General features: G+C 46.0%; 16 protein-coding genes. 11 read left to right on the top strand and 5 right to left on the bottom strand.

Translation table 11 applies throughout. The features are described 5' to 3' along the window. Positions 1 to 143: 143 nt before the first annotated feature. Positions 144 to 1310, top strand: a complete 1167-nt coding sequence (gene sucC / locus OCU60_RS12510; protein ID WP_074371553.1) for an ADP-forming succinate--CoA ligase subunit beta — start codon at positions 144 to 146, stop codon at positions 1308 to 1310. Then, entirely contained in the window at positions 1310 to 2182 is an 873-nt protein-coding gene (gene sucD / locus OCU60_RS12505) for a succinate--CoA ligase subunit alpha (RefSeq protein WP_074371552.1), read from the top strand. The genes sucC and sucD overlap by 1 nt, the downstream gene beginning before the upstream one ends. A 62-nt stretch (positions 2183 to 2244) precedes the next feature. Here the strand turns inward: sucD and znuB are convergent, their stop codons facing one another. Next, a complete protein-coding gene (znuB, locus tag OCU60_RS12500) occupies positions 2245 to 3030 on the bottom strand; it encodes a zinc ABC transporter permease subunit ZnuB (RefSeq protein WP_074371551.1) in 786 nt (261 codons plus the stop codon). Further along, positions 3023 to 3811, bottom strand: coding sequence for a zinc ABC transporter ATP-binding protein ZnuC (znuC, locus tag OCU60_RS12495; protein WP_074371550.1), 789 nt, complete (start codon positions 3809 to 3811; stop codon positions 3023 to 3025). The genes znuB and znuC overlap by 8 nt, the downstream gene beginning before the upstream one ends. 75 nt (positions 3812 to 3886) lie before the next feature. Here znuC and OCU60_RS12490 point away from each other — a divergent pair, with 75 nt between their 5' ends. From OCU60_RS12490 to OCU60_RS12475, 4 genes are all read left to right on the top strand, one after another. Further along, positions 3887 to 4780 carry a zinc ABC transporter substrate-binding protein gene (locus OCU60_RS12490; RefSeq protein WP_370738662.1) on the top strand — a complete coding sequence of 298 codons (894 nt, stop codon included), beginning with the start codon at positions 3887 to 3889 and terminating at the stop codon, positions 4778 to 4780. Between the two features lie 173 nt (positions 4781 to 4953). Beyond that, entirely contained in the window at positions 4954 to 5184 is a 231-nt protein-coding gene (locus tag OCU60_RS12485; RefSeq protein ID WP_074371548.1) for a FeoA family protein, read from the top strand. Next, a complete protein-coding gene (feoB, locus tag OCU60_RS12480) occupies positions 5181 to 7466 on the top strand; it encodes a Fe(2+) transporter permease subunit FeoB (protein ID WP_074371547.1) in 2286 nt (761 codons plus the stop codon). Before OCU60_RS12485 ends, feoB begins: the two co-directional genes overlap by 4 nt. Further along, positions 7463 to 7693 (top strand): FeoC-like transcriptional regulator, encoded by a 231-nt coding sequence (locus OCU60_RS12475; RefSeq protein WP_074371546.1) that lies wholly within the window; start codon positions 7463 to 7465, stop codon positions 7691 to 7693. Before feoB ends, OCU60_RS12475 begins: the two co-directional genes overlap by 4 nt. 1 nt (position 7694) lies before the next feature. On the opposite strand, the gene OCU60_RS12470 is transcribed toward OCU60_RS12475, so the two are convergent. Next, on the bottom strand, positions 7695 to 8123 hold the full coding sequence (locus tag OCU60_RS12470; protein ID WP_074371545.1) for an HIT domain-containing protein: 429 nt from the start codon (positions 8121 to 8123) through the stop codon (positions 7695 to 7697). Between the two features lie 249 nt (positions 8124 to 8372). Here OCU60_RS12470 and OCU60_RS12465 point away from each other — a divergent pair, with 249 nt between their 5' ends. Continuing rightward, on the top strand, positions 8373 to 8792 hold the full coding sequence (locus tag OCU60_RS12465) for a DoxX family protein (protein WP_074371544.1): 420 nt from the start codon (positions 8373 to 8375) through the stop codon (positions 8790 to 8792). Positions 8793 to 8856: 64 nt separating this feature from the next. Here the strand turns inward: OCU60_RS12465 and argS are convergent, their stop codons facing one another. Beyond that, the gene (gene argS / locus OCU60_RS12460) at positions 8857 to 10590 is read right to left on the bottom strand and encodes an arginine--tRNA ligase (protein WP_074371543.1); all 1734 of its coding nucleotides are present in this window, start codon (positions 10588 to 10590) and stop codon (positions 8857 to 8859) included. Positions 10591 to 10786: 196 nt separating this feature from the next. Between argS and OCU60_RS12455 the strand changes: the two genes are divergently transcribed. Next, positions 10787 to 11386, top strand: coding sequence for a VOC family protein (locus OCU60_RS12455; protein ID WP_074371542.1), 600 nt, complete (start codon positions 10787 to 10789; stop codon positions 11384 to 11386). On the opposite strand, the gene OCU60_RS12450 is transcribed toward OCU60_RS12455, so the two are convergent. Beyond that, positions 11383 to 14160 (bottom strand): insulinase family protein, encoded by a 2778-nt coding sequence (locus tag OCU60_RS12450; RefSeq protein WP_074371541.1) that lies wholly within the window; start codon positions 14158 to 14160, stop codon positions 11383 to 11385. The genes OCU60_RS12455 and OCU60_RS12450 overlap by 4 nt on opposite strands. A 235-nt stretch (positions 14161 to 14395) precedes the next feature. Here OCU60_RS12450 and sixA point away from each other — a divergent pair, with 235 nt between their 5' ends. The 3 genes from sixA to flhF all read left to right on the top strand — a co-directional run bounded on the left by sixA (position 14396) and on the right by flhF (position 18887). Next, positions 14396 to 14863, top strand: a complete 468-nt coding sequence (sixA, locus tag OCU60_RS12445; RefSeq protein WP_074371540.1) for a phosphohistidine phosphatase SixA — start codon at positions 14396 to 14398, stop codon at positions 14861 to 14863. A gap of 387 nt (positions 14864 to 15250) precedes the next feature. Next, positions 15251 to 17344 (top strand): flagellar biosynthesis protein FlhA, encoded by a 2094-nt coding sequence (gene flhA / locus OCU60_RS12440; RefSeq protein WP_074371539.1) that lies wholly within the window; start codon positions 15251 to 15253, stop codon positions 17342 to 17344. A gap of 28 nt (positions 17345 to 17372) precedes the next feature. After that, positions 17373 to 18887, top strand: coding sequence for a flagellar biosynthesis protein FlhF (gene flhF, locus OCU60_RS12435; protein ID WP_074371538.1), 1515 nt, complete (start codon positions 17373 to 17375; stop codon positions 18885 to 18887). Position 18888: the final 1 nt, after the last annotated feature.

Raw genomic sequence — 18888 nt, 5'->3', positions numbered from 1 at the left:
TGCTCAACACCTGGTCTTGTGTTGTCAGCATGTATGGAAATAAACATGCAGTCATGTTTCAGCGCGTACTGAGTACCCTGCAAAATGTTTCGTTTCGTTGAAACGAAATTGAATGAAAAAATAATATATAACGGAATAGCACAATGAATTTGCATGAATATCAAGCCAAACAGCTCTTTGCAGAATTTGGTCTGCCGGTTCCAGATGGTTATGCGTGCAGCACCCCACAGGAAGCTGCTGAAGCCACCGGTAAAATTGGCGGGACAAAATGGGTCGTAAAATGTCAGGTTCACGCGGGTGGCCGGGGAAAAGCCGGTGGCGTTGAACTACACGATACAAAAGATGGTATTCGTGATTTTGCCCAGAATTGGCTCGGCAAGAACTTGGTGACTTACCAAACCGATGCGAATGGTCAGCCGGTGACAAAAATCTTAGTTGAAGCGGCATCTGATATTGCCAACGAACTTTATCTTGGTGCTGTGGTTGACCGCTCCAGCCGTCGTGTTGTCTTTATGGCATCGACTGAAGGTGGCGTTGAAATTGAGAAAGTTGCTGAAGAAACGCCAGAACTGATTCATAAAGCAGCCATCGATCCGCTTGTTGGTCCACAACCTTATCAGGGACGTGAACTGGCATTTAAGCTGGGTCTGAAAGGGGATCAGATTAAACAATTCGTCAAAATCTTCATGGGTCTTGGTGAAATGTTCAGTCAGTATGATCTGGCACTGCTTGAAATTAACCCGCTGATTATTACCGGAGACGATAATCTGCTTTGCCTCGACGGGAAAATCAACATTGATTCGAATGCATTGTATCGTCAGCCAAAACTGAGAGAGATGCACGATCCTTCACAGGAAGATGAGCGTGAAGCTCATGCTGCTCAATGGGAGCTTAACTACGTTGCTCTCGATGGTAATATTGGTTGCATGGTGAACGGTGCTGGTCTGGCAATGGGAACGATGGATATCGTTAACCTGCATGGCGGTAGCCCGGCTAACTTCTTGGATGTTGGTGGCGGTGCGACGAAAGAGCGTGTCACAGAAGCTTTCAAAATAATTCTTTCCGACAGCAATGTACAAGCGGTTCTGGTGAATATCTTCGGTGGTATTGTGCGCTGTGACCTGATAGCTGATGGTATTATCGGTGCGGTTGAAGAGGTGGGTGTTTCTGTTCCGGTCGTGGTTCGTCTTGAAGGAAACAACGCTGAACTCGGTACGAAGAAGCTGGATGAGAGTGGATTGAACATTATTGCTGCAACTTCGTTAACTGAAGCTGCTGAGAAAGTTGTAGCTGCTGCGGAGGGTAAATAATGTCTGTATTGATAAATAAAGAGACCAAAGTGATCTGTCAGGGATTCACTGGCGGACAAGGGACTTTCCACTCCGAGCAAGCGGTTGCGTATGGTACACAAATGGTCGGTGGTGTATCACCGGGCAAAGGCGGTCAAACCCATTTAGGTCTGCCAGTGTTTAATACTGTTCGTGAAGCGGTTGAAGCGACCGGTGCAACTGCATCTGTTATCTATGTTCCGGCACCTTTCTGTAAAGATGCCATCTTAGAAGCGATTGATGCGGGTATCGAACTGATTGTCACTATTACCGAAGGCATCCCGACGCTTGACCTGTTAGATGTGAAAGTTCGTCTGGATGAAGCGGGCGTTCGCATGATTGGTCCAAACTGTCCGGGGGTGATCACGCCGGATGAGTGCAAGATCGGTATCATGCCCGGCCATATTCATAAGAAAGGTAAAGTGGGCATTGTTTCCCGCTCTGGCACATTGACTTATGAAGCCGTGAAGCAAACGACAGACGAAGGATTTGGTCAGTCTACATGTGTTGGTATCGGTGGTGACCCGATTCCGGGGTCTAACTTTATCGACATTCTGAAGTTGTTCCAAGACGATCCAGAGACCGAAGCAATTGTCATGATTGGCGAAATCGGTGGCACGGCTGAAGAAGAAGCGGCTGCGTTTATTAAAGATCATGTGACGAAACCGGTTGTATCTTACATTGCTGGTGTCACTGCACCTCCGGGTAAACGGATGGGACATGCAGGTGCTATTATCTCTGGTGGTAAAGGAACAGCGGATGAGAAATTCGCTGCACTTGAAGCTGCGGGCGTGAAAACTGTGAAAAGTCTTGCCAATATCGGTCAAGCTTTAAGAGATGTGACTGGCTGGTAAGTATTCCTGTCAGTTTAAAGACGCTAGGAAAAATCCCCCGCAATGGTTTGAGGGGGATTTTTTTACGCTTTATTTTTGACCAAGTGGCTCAGAATAAATAAGCAACTGGCAGAGATAACTACTGATGGGCCTGCAGGGGTGTCAAACTCCCAGGATAGATAGAGCCCGCTTAAGACGGCGATCGTACCAATCGCTGATGCAATCATCGCCATTTGTTCCGGTGTTGTGGATAAACGTCTGGCACCGGCAGCCGGAATAATTAATAACGAAGTAATGATCAGTGCGCCGACGAATTTCATACCGACGGCAATCACGAGACCAACCATCAGCATCAATAATAGTTGCATCAAATCGGTATTGGTCCCCTCTACGGAAGCGAGTTCTTCATTTACAGTAGAAGAGAGTAACGGTCGCCAGATAAAGTAAAGCAAAGTCGCAATCACCAAGACGCCCCCCCAGATAAAATATAAATCACTGGGCGTGACCGCGAGTAGATCGCCAAACAGATAGCTCATCAGATCAATCCGAACATCACTCAGAAAACTCACTGCAATCAGACCAACCGATAGGGAACTATGAGCAAGGATGCCTAACAGGGTATCTGTCGCAATGAATTTTTGTCTTTGTAGAACCACTAAAATAGTCGCAATCGCTAAACAACATACCAAGAGTGCGAGGTTTAGGTTGATATCAAGCAAAAAGCCAAATGCTAAACCCATTAGCGAAGCATGCGCCAGTGTGTCGCCGAAATACGCCATTTTTCGCCATACAACAAAAGAGCCAAGCGGGCCCGCGATCAAGGCTATCCCGATTCCTGCGAGAATGGCAGGAAGTATAATCTCAACCATGGTGATGATGTCCGTGAGTGTGGTGGTTACATTGTGTTGCATCGCCAGAGACCGGTTGTCCGGCAAGATCATGGTGATGCTGGTGTTGGTGATGATAAAAGGCCAGAGATTCTTCATGGCGTGACTGACCAAACAACGCAATATAGTTGGGATGCTGGGTAATATCTGCGGGGGCACCATGACAGCAGATATGGTGCTGGAGACAGATCACATGGTCTGTTTGCGCCATCACTAAATGGAGATCATGAGACACCATAAAAATGGAACAGCCGAAGCGCTGTCTCAGCATTTGAATTAATTCGTATAGATCAATCTGACCTTGAACATCAACCCCCTGGGTTGGTTCATCGAGCACTAAAACATCGGGTCGTTGCAGTAATGCCCGAGCCAGTAAAACACGTTGTGTCTCCCCGCCAGATAAATGGTGCATACTGCTATGAGTGAGATGTGCGGCCCCCACGAGAGTCAGGGCATCGTTCAGTTCTTGGCGACTATAGCGTCCGGCAAGTTTCAAAAAGCGTTGTACGTCCAGCGGCAACGTTTCATCCAGACGAAGCTTTTGTGGCACATAACCAACTTTGAGTCGTGGTGACCGAGTAATTTTCCCTGATTGAATCGGTTGAAGCCCTAGCAAGACTTTGACCAATGTTGATTTTCCCGCACCATTCGGGCCGATCAAGGTGGTGATTGTTCCTTGCTCGACACGAAGGCTGATATGGTCTAACACGTTTTTTTGGTTGAATGCGACGCAAACATTTTGTAGTTCGATCAGTGTTGACATGAAATAACTCGTTTGCAAAATGGTAATGTTATAATATAACATTTGTGAAAAATTGAAGCTATAAGCTGGGGATAAATTTCCATGAAGTTCTTTCGTCTCACTACATTCGCATTACTGTTGAGCCTATCAGTCCCTGTATGGGCACTGAATGTGTTAACCAGTATCAAACCGATTCAAATGATTAGTTACGAATTGATGGCAGGTGTCAGTCAACCGGATGTGTTGCTTGCCCCCAATACTTCGCCGCATGATTATGCACTTCGTCCTTCGGATGTAAAGCGGATCAAGCAGGCCGATCTGATCATCTGGTTTGGTGAAGGGCTGGAACCCTTTTTATCGAAAGTCTTATCACATCAAACCAATCAGTTGATGATTAGCCATATCAAAGGTGTACCGTTCAGACATTTTTCCGAGTCACATCATGATGATGGTCATCACCATCACGGTAATATCAATCCTCACTTCTGGCTGGGAGTTGAGCAGGTTCGGGTGGTTGCCAAAGCGATTGCTGCACGTCTGATTCAACAGGATCCTGACCATACCGCACAGTATCAGGCAAATTTGACACAGTTCCTGACGCAGTTAACTGAAACAGATCAACAGATTCAGGCTCAGTTGTCGGCGTATCAGCACTATCCTTATTATGTCTTCCACGATGCATATGAGTATTTTGAGGCTCACTATCATTTGAATAATATCGGTCATTTTACCGTTAGCCCAGAACGAAAGCCGGGCGCGAAGACTTTGATTGAGATTCGGACCAAACTTAAAGAACAGCCTAACGTCTGTATTTTCTCTGAACCTCAGTTTTTACCTTCAGTTATTACTAGTGTCACCCGGGGAACATCCGCTAAAGTCGGAACACTTGATCCGTTGGCAACTGACATTCCACTGGCAAAAGGGAGTTATTTCCGCTTTTTAACGACGTTGAGTCAGAGTTATACCAACTGCTTTAAAATGTCGCAGTAATGAATCAATGACGTGGTATAGCGCTCGCTATACCACGAGTAAAAGCCGCCACCATGAATACTTCGAAGTGTATCGACTTTTGATCCTTCTCAATAATTTCCCTAATACTTGCGCGTATACTAAAATCTGATAACGAGAATGCTTCTCATACATCATACCAGTAAGAATTAGCCATGAATCTATCTCAGTTAAATCCAGGTCAACGCGCATCGATCTTAGGCTTTCATCAACTTTCAGCGGAAGTTCGAAAGCGTTTAATGATCATGGGGATCTTGCCAGAAACCCCCATCCTTTTGATTCGAAAAGCCCCGATGGGAGACCCGCTTCAGGTTGAAGTTCGTGGTGTTTCTCTGGCTATCAGAGAAAAAATTGCGGCAGCCATTCAAGTGGAGGTTATCGGATGAAATACAACATTTTAACGGTTGGTAATCCAAACAGCGGTAAAACAACGTTGTTTAATGGTTTAACCGGTGCGCGTCAACAGGTTGGAAACTGGGCTGGTGTCACGGTTGAGAAGAAAACTGGGAAATATAGCTATTCCGGGAATGAATGCTCTCTGACTGATTTGCCGGGGATTTATGCGTTGGATAGTGGTAATGATAGTCACAGTATTGATGAGTCGATTGCATCGCAAGCGGTACTGTCACACTCAGCGGATTTAATTCTGAATGTGGTCGATGTGACCTGTCTTGAGCGCAGTCTGTATATGACTTTGCAGTTGCGTGAATTAGGGCGCCCGATGGTCGTTGTGCTCAATAAAATGGATGTGCTCAAAAGAGAGCGGCGTTCGATTGATGTTAAACGATTAGCGAAGTTGCTGGGTTGTCCGGTTTATCCCATTTCTGCCAATAATAAGTCTCAGGTGCTTCAACTGAAAGAGAATCTCGATAAAACCTTGTTACAGGGGATTACTCTCAATGAATTGCCACTGGACTATGGTCATCAATTTGAGTCGATGATTGAGAGCGTTACCCCATTATTTTTATCAAAAACTGAAACATCACAAGCTGTTTCACCTCGGGCCCTTGCGATTCGTGCACTTGGGGGGGACGCCCTCATCACCGATCTTTTATCAGATTCAGCCCGACAACAATTGAATGATTTGCAACTGAATAGCCTACTGGATATTGACTTGCATGTAGCCAATGTCAAATACACATGGTTACATGAGCAATGTCAGGATGTTCGTCGTGAGCAAGGTGTGTTAAGTCATAATTTCACCAAGCGTATGGATCAGGTGGTGCTCAATAAGTGGGTTGGTATTCCTTTTTTCTTTCTCGTAATGTACCTGATGTTTATGTTCTCGATTAATATCGGGAGTGCTTTTATCGATTTCTTTGATATTTCTGTTGGTGCTTTATTGGTTGATGGTGGTCATGCTTTATTGGATCAACATCTTCCGGTATGGCTGGTCACATTGTTAGCGGATGGCCTTGGTGGGGGGATCCAGACGGTTGCGACCTTTATTCCCGTGATTGCTTGTCTTTATCTATTTTTAGCTGTGTTGGAAAGTTCAGGGTATATGGCTCGGGCTGCGTTCGTGCTTGATAAAGTGATGCAGAAAATCGGTCTGCCGGGGAAAGCTTTTGTACCGCTTATTTTGGGATTTGGTTGTAATGTTCCTTCAATCATGGCGACGCGAACGTTGGATCAGGAAAGAGAAAGACGATTGTCTGCGGCCATGGCACCTTTTATGTCTTGTGGGGCGCGGTTGCCCGTTTATGCATTATTGGCTGCGGCTTTTTTCCCTCATAGCGGTCAGAATATTGTCTTTTCGCTCTATCTATTGGGGATTGCTGCGGCTGTATTCACTGGCATTGTCTTACGGTATACGATCTATCCCGGCAGTAGTGAAAGTATGGTGATGGAAATCCCGGACTATGAGTTACCGACGCTACAGAATATTCTGATTAAAACATGGCAGAAATTAAAACGGTTTGTATTAGGTGCAGGAAAGACCATTGTCGTTGTAGTGACAATTCTGAGTTTTTTGAACTCAGTCGGAACAGATGGTAGTTTCGGTCATGAAAACAGTGATACATCTGTGTTATCCAAGGTTTCACAACGCGTGACACCGCTGTTTGCACCGATTGGAATACAACAAGAAAACTGGCCGGCAACCGTCGGAATTATCACTGGTATTTTTGCCAAAGAAGCCGTCGTCGGTACGTTGAATAATCTGTATGCTTCACCGTCAGATGAATCTAATGATTTTGATTTGCTGGCGAGCTTGAAAGAGGCGTTGCAAACGATCCCCGATAACCTGATATCGTTGAGTTTTTCTGACCCTCTGGGCATTGAAGTCGGGGATTTATCCGATACTCAATCCGCTGCGGCAGAGCAGGACGTGGATTCATCGATATTCAGTAATCTGCAATACTACTTTCAAAGTCATTCCGCAGCGTTTGCATACCTGATTTTTATTTTGCTCTATACACCTTGTGTGGCGGCCATGGGGGCTTATGTCAGAGAATTTGGTGCCCGGTATGCCCGATTTATTGCCATCTGGACCTTTGGTTTAGCCTATTGTTCGGCAACATTTTTCTATCAGGCGATGAATATCATGCAACATCCGCTACAAAGTCTGCTGTGGATGGCGTTCATCTTGATCGGTGGATGGGGCTTATATCGTATGCTGAAGCATCAAGGCGATGTGATCAAAAAGTTTGAGCGTCAAATCGTATGATTCTGAATGAGTTGAAAAATTATCTGGAACAGCATGGCACAACCAGCGGTGCGACATTAGCCCGTCATTTCCGCATCAGCGAAGATGGCATCGATGCCATGCTCGGTATTTGGGTCAAAAAAGGGCTCATTTCCCGTTTTGTCGATACCAGTAAAAGCGGTGAAGTCCGGCGTATTCGTTATGCGGTGAATTCGCCTCAGGCCCTGTCGCTGACTGCTATTCTTTGAGCTAAACCGGTGTGAAAATGCCGGATTGAGCCAATGCTGTTTTCAGTAAATTGGCCATATGTTGTTGTGCCGTATCCCTTCTGCGGGTTCCTGTTGTATTTCCCCAGATCGGCCCGGGCCATGCTTCATCTTCAGCAAATCTTGCAATGTGGTGATAGTGGAGCTGAGGGACCATGTTGCCCAACGCGCCCAGGTTGATTTTATCGGGGTGATACTGAGACTCTAAAATCTGACTAATCCATTGAGATTCAATCAGGAACTGTTGCTGATCGGTCATCGGTAAATGGTGGAATTCTTTAGTTCCGGCACGTTTCGGCACCAAAATTACCCATGGCACGGCTTGATCCCAATGTAACAACACGAGGGAAAGCGGGAAATCACCAAGGTAGGTTGTATCTTGTTGTAATTGTGGATGGAGTTCGAAACTCATTGCATTGCTCCCTGCGATAAAATGAAACTGAAGGAGGATAGCATATCTTCATGAGGGATACGTTCAATTCGTTGGTTGTGACGAAAGACTGGATTTCTGCAGTGACGAAATGACATGAATTTCTAATTTTTTGATTTAGGACAGTGTTTTTGTTCGATTTTATTGATGAAGATGATGAAAAATACATCAAGGTCTTCTCAATAGTGTACCGATATACTAACTATAAGACTGATTAGTTTGGAGTAATTGATGAATAGTTTGATCCGTAAATTTGAAGCAGGAATGAATCATCCTGATGCTGCTAAGTTGATTCTCAGAGTGAGTTTCGGCTTAATGTTTTTATTACATGGCATCCATAAAATATATGACGGAACTGCATTTATTCAGGGGATGTTTGTTGATATCGGTCTGCCGGGATTTTTTGCCTATGCCGTCTATCTGGGAGAAGTGATTGCCCCGATCATGATTGTTTTCGGTCTGTTTACCCGTTTTGCTGCAACAGCAATGATCGGGACTTCGATTGTTGTTATCGGACTGATGCACCGAGATAATTTTTTCTCATTGAATGAATATGGTGCTTGGGCTGTTGAAGAGATCGGGACTTATTTGTTTGCATCGATTACCATTTTGTTGCTCGGCTCAGGTAAATACGCACTGCGTCCAGATTAAAGTCAGAGTCGGTCATAAAAAAACCCAGCAAATTTGCTGGGTTTTTTTGTCTGGTCCGGATGATTTACATCCGTTCTAAGGTTTGAATGCCGAGTAGATTTAAACCCTGTTGAATGGTTTTTGCCGTCAGGGCTGCTAGCTTCAGACGGCTATTGCGCGTAGCCTCATCGGCTGCTGATAAAATAGGGCAAGCCTCATAGAAGCTGGAAAACTGACCCGCCAATTCAAACAGATAAGCACACATTAAGTGTGGCTGACCTTCACGAGCGACAGATTGAATCGTTTCTTCAAACTGGAGGAGTTTGGTGATCATCAATTTTTCTTTCTCGTCGCGAATTTGGAGCTCGCCATTGAGGTTGTCCATGGTGAGACCAGCTTTAGAGAAAATTGAAGCGACTCGTGTATATGCATACTGCATATAAGGTGCCGTGTTGCCTTCAAAGGCGAGCATGTTGTCCCAGTCGAATATGTAGTCAGTGGTCCGGTGTTTGGATAGATCTGCATATTTGACGGCAGCCATCGCGACGGTTTGAGCGATATTCATTTTTTCGTCTTGGGCCAGTTCCGGATTCTTACTCTCAATCAGCCGAATCGCACGATCTTCGGCTTCATCCAGCAGATCGGTCAGACGGACTGTGCCACCAGCACGGGTTTTAAATGGTCGTCCATCTTTCCCCAGCATCATACCGAAGGCATGATGCTCCAGTGAAACACTTTCCGGGATATAACCGGCTTTCCGGACAATCGTCCAAGCCTGTTGGAGATGCTGATGCTGACGTGAGTCGATAAAGTATAAGACCCGGTCTGCCCCAAGTTGTTCATAACGGTACTTGGCACAAGCGATATCGGTTGTGGTATAGAGATAACCACCGTCACGTTTCTGAATGATGACTCCCATCGGCTCACCGTCTTTATTCTTGTATTCATCAAGAAATACGACTTGTGCACCATCATCTTCTTGCGCTAACCCTTGCGCTTTCAGATCGGCAACGACTTCCGGGAGCATGGTGTTATACATGCTTTCTCCCATGACGTCAGCACGGGTTAAAGACACATTGAGTCGGTCATAGTTGATCTGATTTTGAGTCATGGTGATATCGACCAGTTTCTTCCACTGCTGGGTGCAGAACGCATCACCACTCTGTAGTTTCACGACGTAGCTTCTGGCTTTTTCAGCAAAGGCTTCGTCTTGATCATAGCGTTGCTTTGACTCGCGGTAGAATGCTTCCAGATCGGCAAGCGCCATCGATGGGGTATCGTCATTTTGCTGAACACGTTCCAGATTGGCAATCAACATCCCAAACTGAGTTCCCCAGTCACCGATATGGTTTGCCCGAATCACTTTATGTCCCAAAAATTCAAGGGTACGGACAACGGCATCACCAATAATTGTGGAACGGAGATGACCGACGTGCATCTCTTTTGCGACATTCGGGGCAGAGTAGTCTGCAACAATGGTCTGCGGGGCTTCTTGTGTGACGCCAAGTCGTGGATCGGCCAGTGCTTGTTCAGCTTGCTGAGCCACAAATGTTTCGCTGAGGAATATGTTAATGAATCCCGGCCCGGCAATTTCGGTCTTGCTGGCAATTCCTTCCAGATCAAGTACATCCAGTACTTTTTGAGCAAACTCGCGTGGATTCGTACCCAGTTTTTTGGCAACACCCATGACACCGTTGGCTTGATAGTCACCAAACTGTGGTTTTGCGGACTGGCGGACAGCGGCTGGGCTGCCGGCAGGCGCGCCTGCGGCTTCAAGTGCTTGAGATACTTTATCGTTTATCAATGCTTGGATATTCACGTACTTATCCTTCACTTCTAGGAATTGTCTGCTTGTGTATCATTCAGTGCGATACACATCGCGATCAGGTTCAAAAATTGGCGCACATAATAGCAATTTTATTATCACTCTTATAGAGAAAAGCACCTGAATTTCTCTACTTTCCACCAGATCCTGTTAGGATTCAACCTGTCTTTCAACCGATGATGGTCGCCAAATGCATTCTCTGCTCACTACAAATCGTCTCACACCAACCCAAATGTATCAGGATGTGACTTTTTTTATTGATAAAATCAATAGGTTATGTGACATTCTCCAATTGGATTTAACCGTGTTCCAACTGGATCATATTGCCATGCGCGTCAATGACTGGCAGCTTGCTGAAGCCGCTCATCAAGCTTGGTTAAACGAGGGGATGGAAATTTCATCGGCAAACATTAATGGCCGACCGATTATAGTGATTGAGCTGGAGACGCCCATCTTGCTCGGAGGATGGTCAACGCATTGTTTGGAATTGCCTTATCCGGTGAAAGGAAAAAATTATCCCCGTCAAGGATGGGAGCATGTGGAATTTGTGATTCCCTCCAGTGCAACAAACGTGGATGATTTTTTGCAGGAGATTTGGCAGCGTTTCCCTGCTCTGGAACAGATGTGGCCGACATTAGAACAGCGAGGGATTACGGTAAAATGTTCTGCGCCAAAAGGAGAAAGGGAACGCTTGGCAAACCCGACAATTGCTTTTCGTCAGGGAGATATTTGCCTCAAGTTGCATCCCCATTCACTGGCGCACGTGATCGCTTCAGAACATCAAATCTAGCCTAGCTCGTAAGCTTTCGGCATGAGTTGAAATGCTTCGATTGAGCCAATTTCTCTGCCTAGAGTAAGCTGTTCGGCATCATGGTGTACATTGCCTTGAGTGTGCATGATGAGGCGATTGGCTGTTCTGGGTTTCAGTTCATTGACAACAAAGCGGATCATATCTGAGCGCGACAGTTGTTTCAGCGCCTGCAACACAAGTTCTCGCTGATTAAACTGATGGTCTTTATTGCCGATAGCGACCCATAAACGTTGTGCTCGGCTTCTGAGCGTTGGGTCTGGAATAGCAATTTGGTTGAACAACCCGCGTTTACTGCTATGCCATTGGTATTCATTCAGTTCCAGTAAAACCAGATAAAAGGCATTCAGAAACTCATCAATCGAGGTGATTAAATCGACTGGCGCTGCATGAGGAGATTGGACATACATCACGATTCCCGGGTGGCGGTTCAGAGGGAGGTTCCCTGTCCCTACCATATATCCGAGCTGCTGTTTTGTCCTGATTTCATGGAAAAAGGTTGCAGACATCAAATGGTTGGCTAAAGAGTACAGTGCGATACTTTTGGGTAAGATATCAGTACATTGGTAGTACAACACGACGGCGGAATCATCTTGATCACAGAACACTTCCCGGCGGAAAGTCCCTTGTTTTCCCAGCATTACCAAAGGGCGGAGTGACTCTTCATAATGTTGATCGTGGACGTGCAATGCCTGAATCAACCGTTGTCCGATTTGCAATGCATCCGATTTTCTCCAGTCACCATAAATGAACATCTCCACATGGAGTTGAGATAACATCTGATCGACAAAAGGTGCCAGTTCCTGAACTTTGATTGTTTGCAGTGCTTCAAGCAAACTTTCGTAGGGTGGGTTATTGGGCTGTAACAACCCTGTCATCGCATTAAACAATTGTGAGATCGGACGATCTTTCGCGGCATTTCGCCAGCTCCGTTCCAGTTGGGTTTTCACCGACAGAAAACGATGTTCACTGAATTCTCTCTTTTTGAAACGATCAAGAATTAATGCCAACAGTTCTGGTTGTTTCTGACTGAAACCCGAAATAGACAAGGTCACCCCACCTTGATGGGTATACATGTTATATCCCATCCCGGCAATTTCTGCCGGATAAGTTTCTTTCGCCAGTGAATCGAGAAAAATCTCAACGCACAAACGGGTCATCACAATATTGCGAGGACTCTGGACAGCATAAGGGCTATCAATGGCGACATAGATGACGCCTTTGGGAACCAAGAATTCCTGATCTTGCATATGCCACAGGCGAAATCCGTCACTTTCCTGAATGATTTGTGGTTGATCATCATCAGACTCGATCGGTTTCGGCTGTAGTCCGTGGCAGATGAAAGGATTGGGTTCGGGCAATGCGATGCTGAGCTCTGACTGAGTCTGATGAAAACAGGCCAATTGAGCGTCAGTAAAAGGGGTCACTGAATAGGGGGTGTAATACCAATTTGCGGTCTGGTCATAGTCGCCGCCCTGAGCCAGCAGGGTGGCTCTGAGATTTTTAGGGACAAACTGATCGATAATCTCTCTGAGCAGCGTTTCATCATAGCCCAGCATCATATAATCGCCATAGATGGTATCTTCTTCTTGGTAATGCTGCATATTCATCACCAGATGACTGACCATATCCAATGGGCGAGGGACCTCTTGATAACGAAACGTTGCTTCAAGAACCGCTTTTTTCTCTTCATAACGCCAAGCTTGCAGCCCTTTTTCCCGGATTAAATGGATATAGCTGAAAACCGCCTGAATAATCGCATCGACAGATGTCATCCCTTTCTCTGTGAGTAGCATACTGACGGTAAATTCTCGGTAGTTACTTCCGCTGGTACCGCCGCCGGCTGAAAGGCTTGTAATCCATCCTTTGTCTTTCAGCGCTTGTGTCAGGCTGTCTTTTCCTTCATAACCGAGTAAATGCGCAAAATAAGACAATGGCTTTTGCTGGTAATAAATATCCATGCAGGGCAATGGAAAGGACAAAAACAGCTTACGAATATCTTTCAGAGGCTCAACCTCAATCAGCAGGCCGGTATGTTTACTGGTGACATAGGGTTCCTGAACCGTTTTTCCCCGACATTGCTGATTCATGACGTCAGCAAATCGTTCCGTAACCCACAGTTCCAGTGTCTCTAGTGATTCTGGAGCGATGACCGCTAACGTCATCAAGTCTGCAGAATAGTGTTCACGGTGGAACTGCATAATTTCTTCACGAATACTGACCTGATTGCGATCTGACAGGGTTTGTGTGTTCCCGACAGAAAACTTGGCGAAAGGATGTTGTGGATGAATGGTTTCTTTATGCACTTGGTACAGACGCCGAATATCATCATTGAGTTTGAGTTTGTATTCCGATTCAATGGCTTGGCGCTCTTTGTCGAGCGATTCTTCATTAAACAGTGGCGCCGTAAAAAATTGGGCAAAGCGATCCAGTGCTTTTTCAAATGCTGAAGTTGCGACGTCAAAAAAGAAACAACTATGCTCAGTCCCTGTCCAAGCATTATGGGTTCCACCATGTTGATTGATGAAATTTTGAAATTCACCGGAGTTTGGGTATTTTTCCGTGCCTAAAAATAGCATATGCTCTAGGTAGTGCGCTAAACCCTCACGATCTGCGGGGTCATCAAAGTGTCCGACGTTGATTGCCAGAGCAGTTGCACTTTTTTGTGCATTGGGGTCACAAATCAATAGCACCCGAAGTTGGTTTGGTAAGGTGATATATCGGTAACTATTTGTGTCATTTGGACTGATATGCACGAGACATGTCTCCAGATGTGGCTAGGGAATCGATTATTTAGTATGACGTTGAAAACTGACGTCGCCAACCTCAGATAACAATTTTATGAGTAAAATGTTATTTTAATTTGCTCAATTCGAGTGAAGCAGCCAATATAGAGTAGAGGTTTCTCTAACGACGAAAATCAGGATTTGGCTATATTGAGTGAGTATAAACTCACCTGTGAGTTTAATGGGGTATTAAGGTAGCCATCGTATGAAAATTTTTATTATGCGTCATGGAGAAGCGGGATATTGCGCGACAGGTGATGCGGATCGGCCTTTGACCGAGCTTGGGAAGAGAGAGTCTGTTTCAGTGATGAAACAGACGAGTGACATACAGAGAATCAGCGTCGATAAAGTGTTGATTAGCCCTTATCTTAGAGCGCAAGAAACATGGCAGGAAATCGCTACTTACGTCGATGCTTGCAGTGTCGAAACTTGCGATGATATAACGCCTTACGGTAAATCGGATCGAGTGTTCGATTATTTGATGGCTTTGGCTGATATTGAACGGGTCAATTCATTTTTTCTCGTTTCCCACTTACCTTTGGTCGGTTACTTGACCAGTGAGTTCGTCAGAGACATGCCGGCACCGATGTTTCCAACATCCGGATTGGCTTGTCTTGATTACGTACCTGAAACACAGCAGGGTGAGTTATTGTGGCGTCTTGCGCCAAAATAATTTGCCGGTGATTGCGGTTCAAGACGGGTTCACAGACCTTTGTCAGAAAGGGAGGAACAGTGAGGCAGTATGTTCCCCCCAATCTGAAGTCAAAGAGGGAGTCATGTTGGGTTATTGACGTTTGTCCCTTGTGATGGTCCCAGAGTGATTGATTTCCTATCTTTGTTGTATATGACGCCATTTCTATGATCCATTCCTTGTTCAGCGCTATTATTCTGGGTTCATCCAGATCATTTCAGTGCTCTGAGTGATAACTAAGCCAGCGAGCCATAAATTTGACATGTTTATGGTGCAATTATTGCATGAACCGAGAAATCCCAAAATTCCCAATGACGGCCTGAAATTCAGGCTCTTCAACTCCCAACAGAGAATTATGAACGGTCATCTATGAAGTTTACGCTGCCATTTGCTGACAAATTACCGGCCATGCCACGGCGAACGATCCCTGCTATCGGTGCTCCTGTCATGGTACTTGCAACGCTGGGGATGGTGGTTTTGCCTATCCCGGCATTTATGTTGGACCTCTTTTTTACGTTTAACATTGCTTTGTCGATGGTCGTCTTGTTGGTGACCGTCTATACGCGCAGACCACTCGACTTCGCTGCTTTTCCTTCTGTATTGCTGATAGCAACGTTATTGCGCTTAGCATTGAACGTCGCATCGACTCGGGTTGTTTTATTGTATGGTCATGGCGGCCCGGGGGCTGCCGGTAGTGTGATAGAAGCATTCGGTAGCGTGGTGATTGGTGGGAACTATGCTGTGGGTCTGGTGGTTTTCCTGATTTTGATGATTATTAACTTTATGGTTGTCACCAAAGGGGCTGGCCGGATTTCCGAAGTAAGTGCTCGCTTTACGTTAGATGCATTGCCCGGGAAACAGATGGCAATTGATGCTGATTTGAATGCCGGATTGATAGAGCAAGAGCAAGCTCGTCTTCGTCGGTTTGAAGTGACGAAAGAAGCTGACTTTTACGGTTCAATGGACGGTGCTTCAAAGTTTGTGAAAGGTGATGCGATAGCGGGGATTCTCATCCTATTCATCAACATTGTCGGTGGATTGACCATTGGGATGATCCAGTATGATCTGAGTTTCGGTGAGGCAATTCAGATATATACTTTGCTGACGATTGGTGACGGTTTGGTCGCACAAATTCCGTCATTGCTCCTGTCTATCGGTGCTGCGATCATGGTGACGCGTCAAAATACCGATGAAGATATGGGGCAGCAGCTGATCTTCCAGCTGTTCGACAATCCGAAAGCACTCATGATCACGGCTGCAATTTTAGGTGTGATGGGAATCGTGCCCGGTATGCCTCATTTTGCTTTTTTGCTACTGGCTTCTCTGGCTGGCGGTGGCGCCTATTGGTTACATAAAAAACAAGATAAAGCCGCTGAAAACGAGCAATTGCCTGCAGAAATGGATACTGAGTCTCCGAAGTTAAAAGAGCTGTCTTGGGATGACGTTCAGCCGGTTGATATTATTGGGTTGGAAGTGGGCTATCGGTTAATCCCGCTGGTGGATCGCGATCAAGGCGGTGAATTATTAGAGCGGGTAAAAGGCGTCAGAAAGAAACTCTCACAAGATTTTGGTTTTCTGATCCCGCCTGTTCATATCCGGGATAATCTCGAGTTAACCCCGAACAGTTACCGGATTACTTTGATGGGCGTTGCTGTCGGGGAAGCTGAAATTCGGCCTGATCAGGAGTTAGCAATTAATCCGGGGCAAGTCTATGGACTGATTGACGGCGAACAGACCTTTGACCCTGCATTTGGCTTAGAAGCGGTTTGGATTCGTGAAGATCAGCGAGAACATGCTCAGGCATTGGGTTATACCGTTGTCGATTCATCGACGGTCTTAGCGACCCATTTGAGTCAGTTACTCACGAATAATGCTGCCCAGCTGATCGGTCACGAAGAAGTTCAGAATTTGTTGGAGATGTTATCGCGTAGTGCGCCAAAACTGGTCGAGAACTTTGTGCCGGACCAACTGCCATTAGGCACCGTCGTTAAAGTTCTGCAAAATTTATTGAATGAGGCGATCCCGATCCGTGACATTCGCACCATTGTTCAAACCCTCGCAGAATATTCTGGGAAGAGTCAAGAACCTGACATTTTGACGGCTGCTGCTCGAATTTCCCTAAGACGTCTAATTGTTCAGGAAATCAATGGTATAGAGCCAGAATTGCCAGTGATTACACTGATTCCTGAATTGGAACAATTATTGCATCAGACAATGCAGGCGTCAGGTGGAGAGTCTGCAGGGATTGAACCTGGTCTCGCTGAGCGGCTTCAATCTTCTTTGAGTCAGGCGACTCAGGAGCAGGAGTTGAAAGGTGAGCCGGCAGTTCTACTCACATCGGGTGTTCTGCGCGCCACACTGGCTAAATTTGTGAAAAATACGATACCCAACTTGCGCGTACTTTCTTATCAGGAGATTCCTGACGAGAAACAGATTCGAATTGTACAGGCTGTCGGTAACTAGCAGATAAACATGATGGTGGGTTGCTGCTTTGAAGATAAAACGATTTTTTGCTAAAGATATGAAAACAGCACTACTTCAAGTGAAAGAGGAACTTGGGGTTGATGCGGTGATCATGTCTAATAAAAAAGTTGCAGGTGGGGTAGAAATCGTTGCTGCGGTTGACAGCGATACCGCCGCTCCCAAGACACAAGTTCACGGTTATAATTCTCAACCGCGTTACCGGGATGCGCCTCAACCTTCACCTTCCGTCACTTCATCCAGACGACGTGAGCTAGAAGAGGATCGCGTCCAACTCGGTCAACGGACTGCGGCAACGCTTCAGAAACCCCAACGGCAGCAACAGCCGTCCAGTCAACGTGGTTCAATGACCAACCGCTTTGCCAATTTACTGAAACAGTATACGCCAGCTCAGTCAGACGAAGAGCCGACACGTGAAGATTCGCTGTCGTCTTTGCTACAGCGTCAAGCCAAAGAAAAAGATGCTTCAGCGAGCAATGGCACTTCACGCAACGGAGATCACTCGCCCGTCAGTCGATGGGAAGAGCGCGAAGCACAGCACAAGCCTCAACTCGATCCTTCTCGTTATGAGCGTCGCCAGAAACGCGAAGAAGACGTTCAGAATACGCAGGATTTTGATTTGATGAAAGAAGATATCAACTCGATTCGTCGTCTTCTGGAACATCAGGTTTCCGGCTTAATGTGGCAAGAGGTTGAGCGTCGAGAGCCTCTCCGAGCCATGTTAATCAAGCGATTGTCTCGGATGGGACTGTCACTGGAACTGGCGGATCAGCTTGCTTGTTATATACCGGAAGATACACCACCACCCAAAGCATGGCGCGCTTTACTTGGGTTAGTGTCGGATCAGATTCCGGTCGTCAATCAGGATATTTTAAAGCGAGGCGGGATTGTCGCCTTGCTCGGGCCGACGGGTGTCGGGAAAACGACAACCGTTGCAAAATTGGCTGCCAGAGCAGCAATGGAATACGGTTCGGATAATGTCGCGCTGGTAACAACGGATACTTATCGTATTGGTGCCCATGAGCAATTAGCGATATATGGCAGGATTATGGGATGCCCAGTAAAAGTTGCTAAAGATTCCAACGAGTTAGCCGATGTAGTTCAACAGTTACGAAATCGACGTCTGATTCTTGTGGATACAGCAGGTATGGGGCAAAGAGATGTGCGCTTGTCTGAACAACTTGACACTTTAATGCAGGACCGTGGTGGAGTGATCAAAAGTTATTTAGTTTTACCAGCAACAGCACAGAGAAAGGTACTTCAGGAAACCATTGACCACTTCAGACGAATTCCCTTATCCGGATGCATCATGACTAAATTGGATGAATCCTTGAGTTTGGGAGAGTTTGTGAGTGTGGTGGTAGAAAATGCGTTACCAGTCGCTTATATCGCGAATGGCCAGCGTGTCCCTGAAGATATTGTGATTGCTCAGCCAAAATATATGGTAGCGAAAGCGAACGAATTGCTAGAGAAGTCGGCTGACAATGAGCCTCACTACTGGAGCAGTGACTCAGAGAGAATCTAGG

Source organism: Vibrio spartinae, from assembly GCF_024347135.1.
Taxonomy (GTDB): domain Bacteria; phylum Pseudomonadota; class Gammaproteobacteria; order Enterobacterales; family Vibrionaceae; genus Vibrio; species Vibrio spartinae.
Note: the sequence above shows the minus strand (reverse complement) of the source record. Positions and strands in the feature narration are given on the sequence as shown.

Bases quoted from the DNA above. Each gene is read 5' to 3' on its own strand.
- OCU60_RS12465 (WP_074371544.1), top strand. From the start codon at position 8,373: ATGAATAGTTTGATCCGTAAATTTGAAGCAGGAATGAATCATCCTGAT.
- OCU60_RS12475 (WP_074371546.1), top strand. From the start codon at position 7,463: ATGATTCTGAATGAGTTGAAAAATTATCTGGAACAGCATGGCACAACC.
- znuC (WP_074371550.1), bottom strand. From the start codon at position 3,811: ATGTCAACACTGATCGAACTACAAAATGTTTGCGTCGCATTCAACCAA.
- flhA (WP_074371539.1), top strand. From the start codon at position 15,251: ATGAAGTTTACGCTGCCATTTGCTGACAAATTACCGGCCATGCCACGG.
- OCU60_RS12455 (WP_074371542.1), top strand. From the start codon at position 10,787: ATGCATTCTCTGCTCACTACAAATCGTCTCACACCAACCCAAATGTAT.
- sixA (WP_074371540.1), top strand. From the start codon at position 14,396: ATGAAAATTTTTATTATGCGTCATGGAGAAGCGGGATATTGCGCGACA.
- sucD (WP_074371552.1), top strand. From the start codon at position 1,310: ATGTCTGTATTGATAAATAAAGAGACCAAAGTGATCTGTCAGGGATTC.
- sucC (WP_074371553.1), top strand. From the start codon at position 144: ATGAATTTGCATGAATATCAAGCCAAACAGCTCTTTGCAGAATTTGGT.
- OCU60_RS12485 (WP_074371548.1), top strand. From the start codon at position 4,954: ATGAATCTATCTCAGTTAAATCCAGGTCAACGCGCATCGATCTTAGGC.
- feoB (WP_074371547.1), top strand. From the start codon at position 5,181: ATGAAATACAACATTTTAACGGTTGGTAATCCAAACAGCGGTAAAACA.
- znuB (WP_074371551.1), bottom strand. From the start codon at position 3,030: ATGGTTGAGATTATACTTCCTGCCATTCTCGCAGGAATCGGGATAGCC.
- OCU60_RS12470 (WP_074371545.1), bottom strand. From the start codon at position 8,123: ATGAGTTTCGAACTCCATCCACAATTACAACAAGATACAACCTACCTT.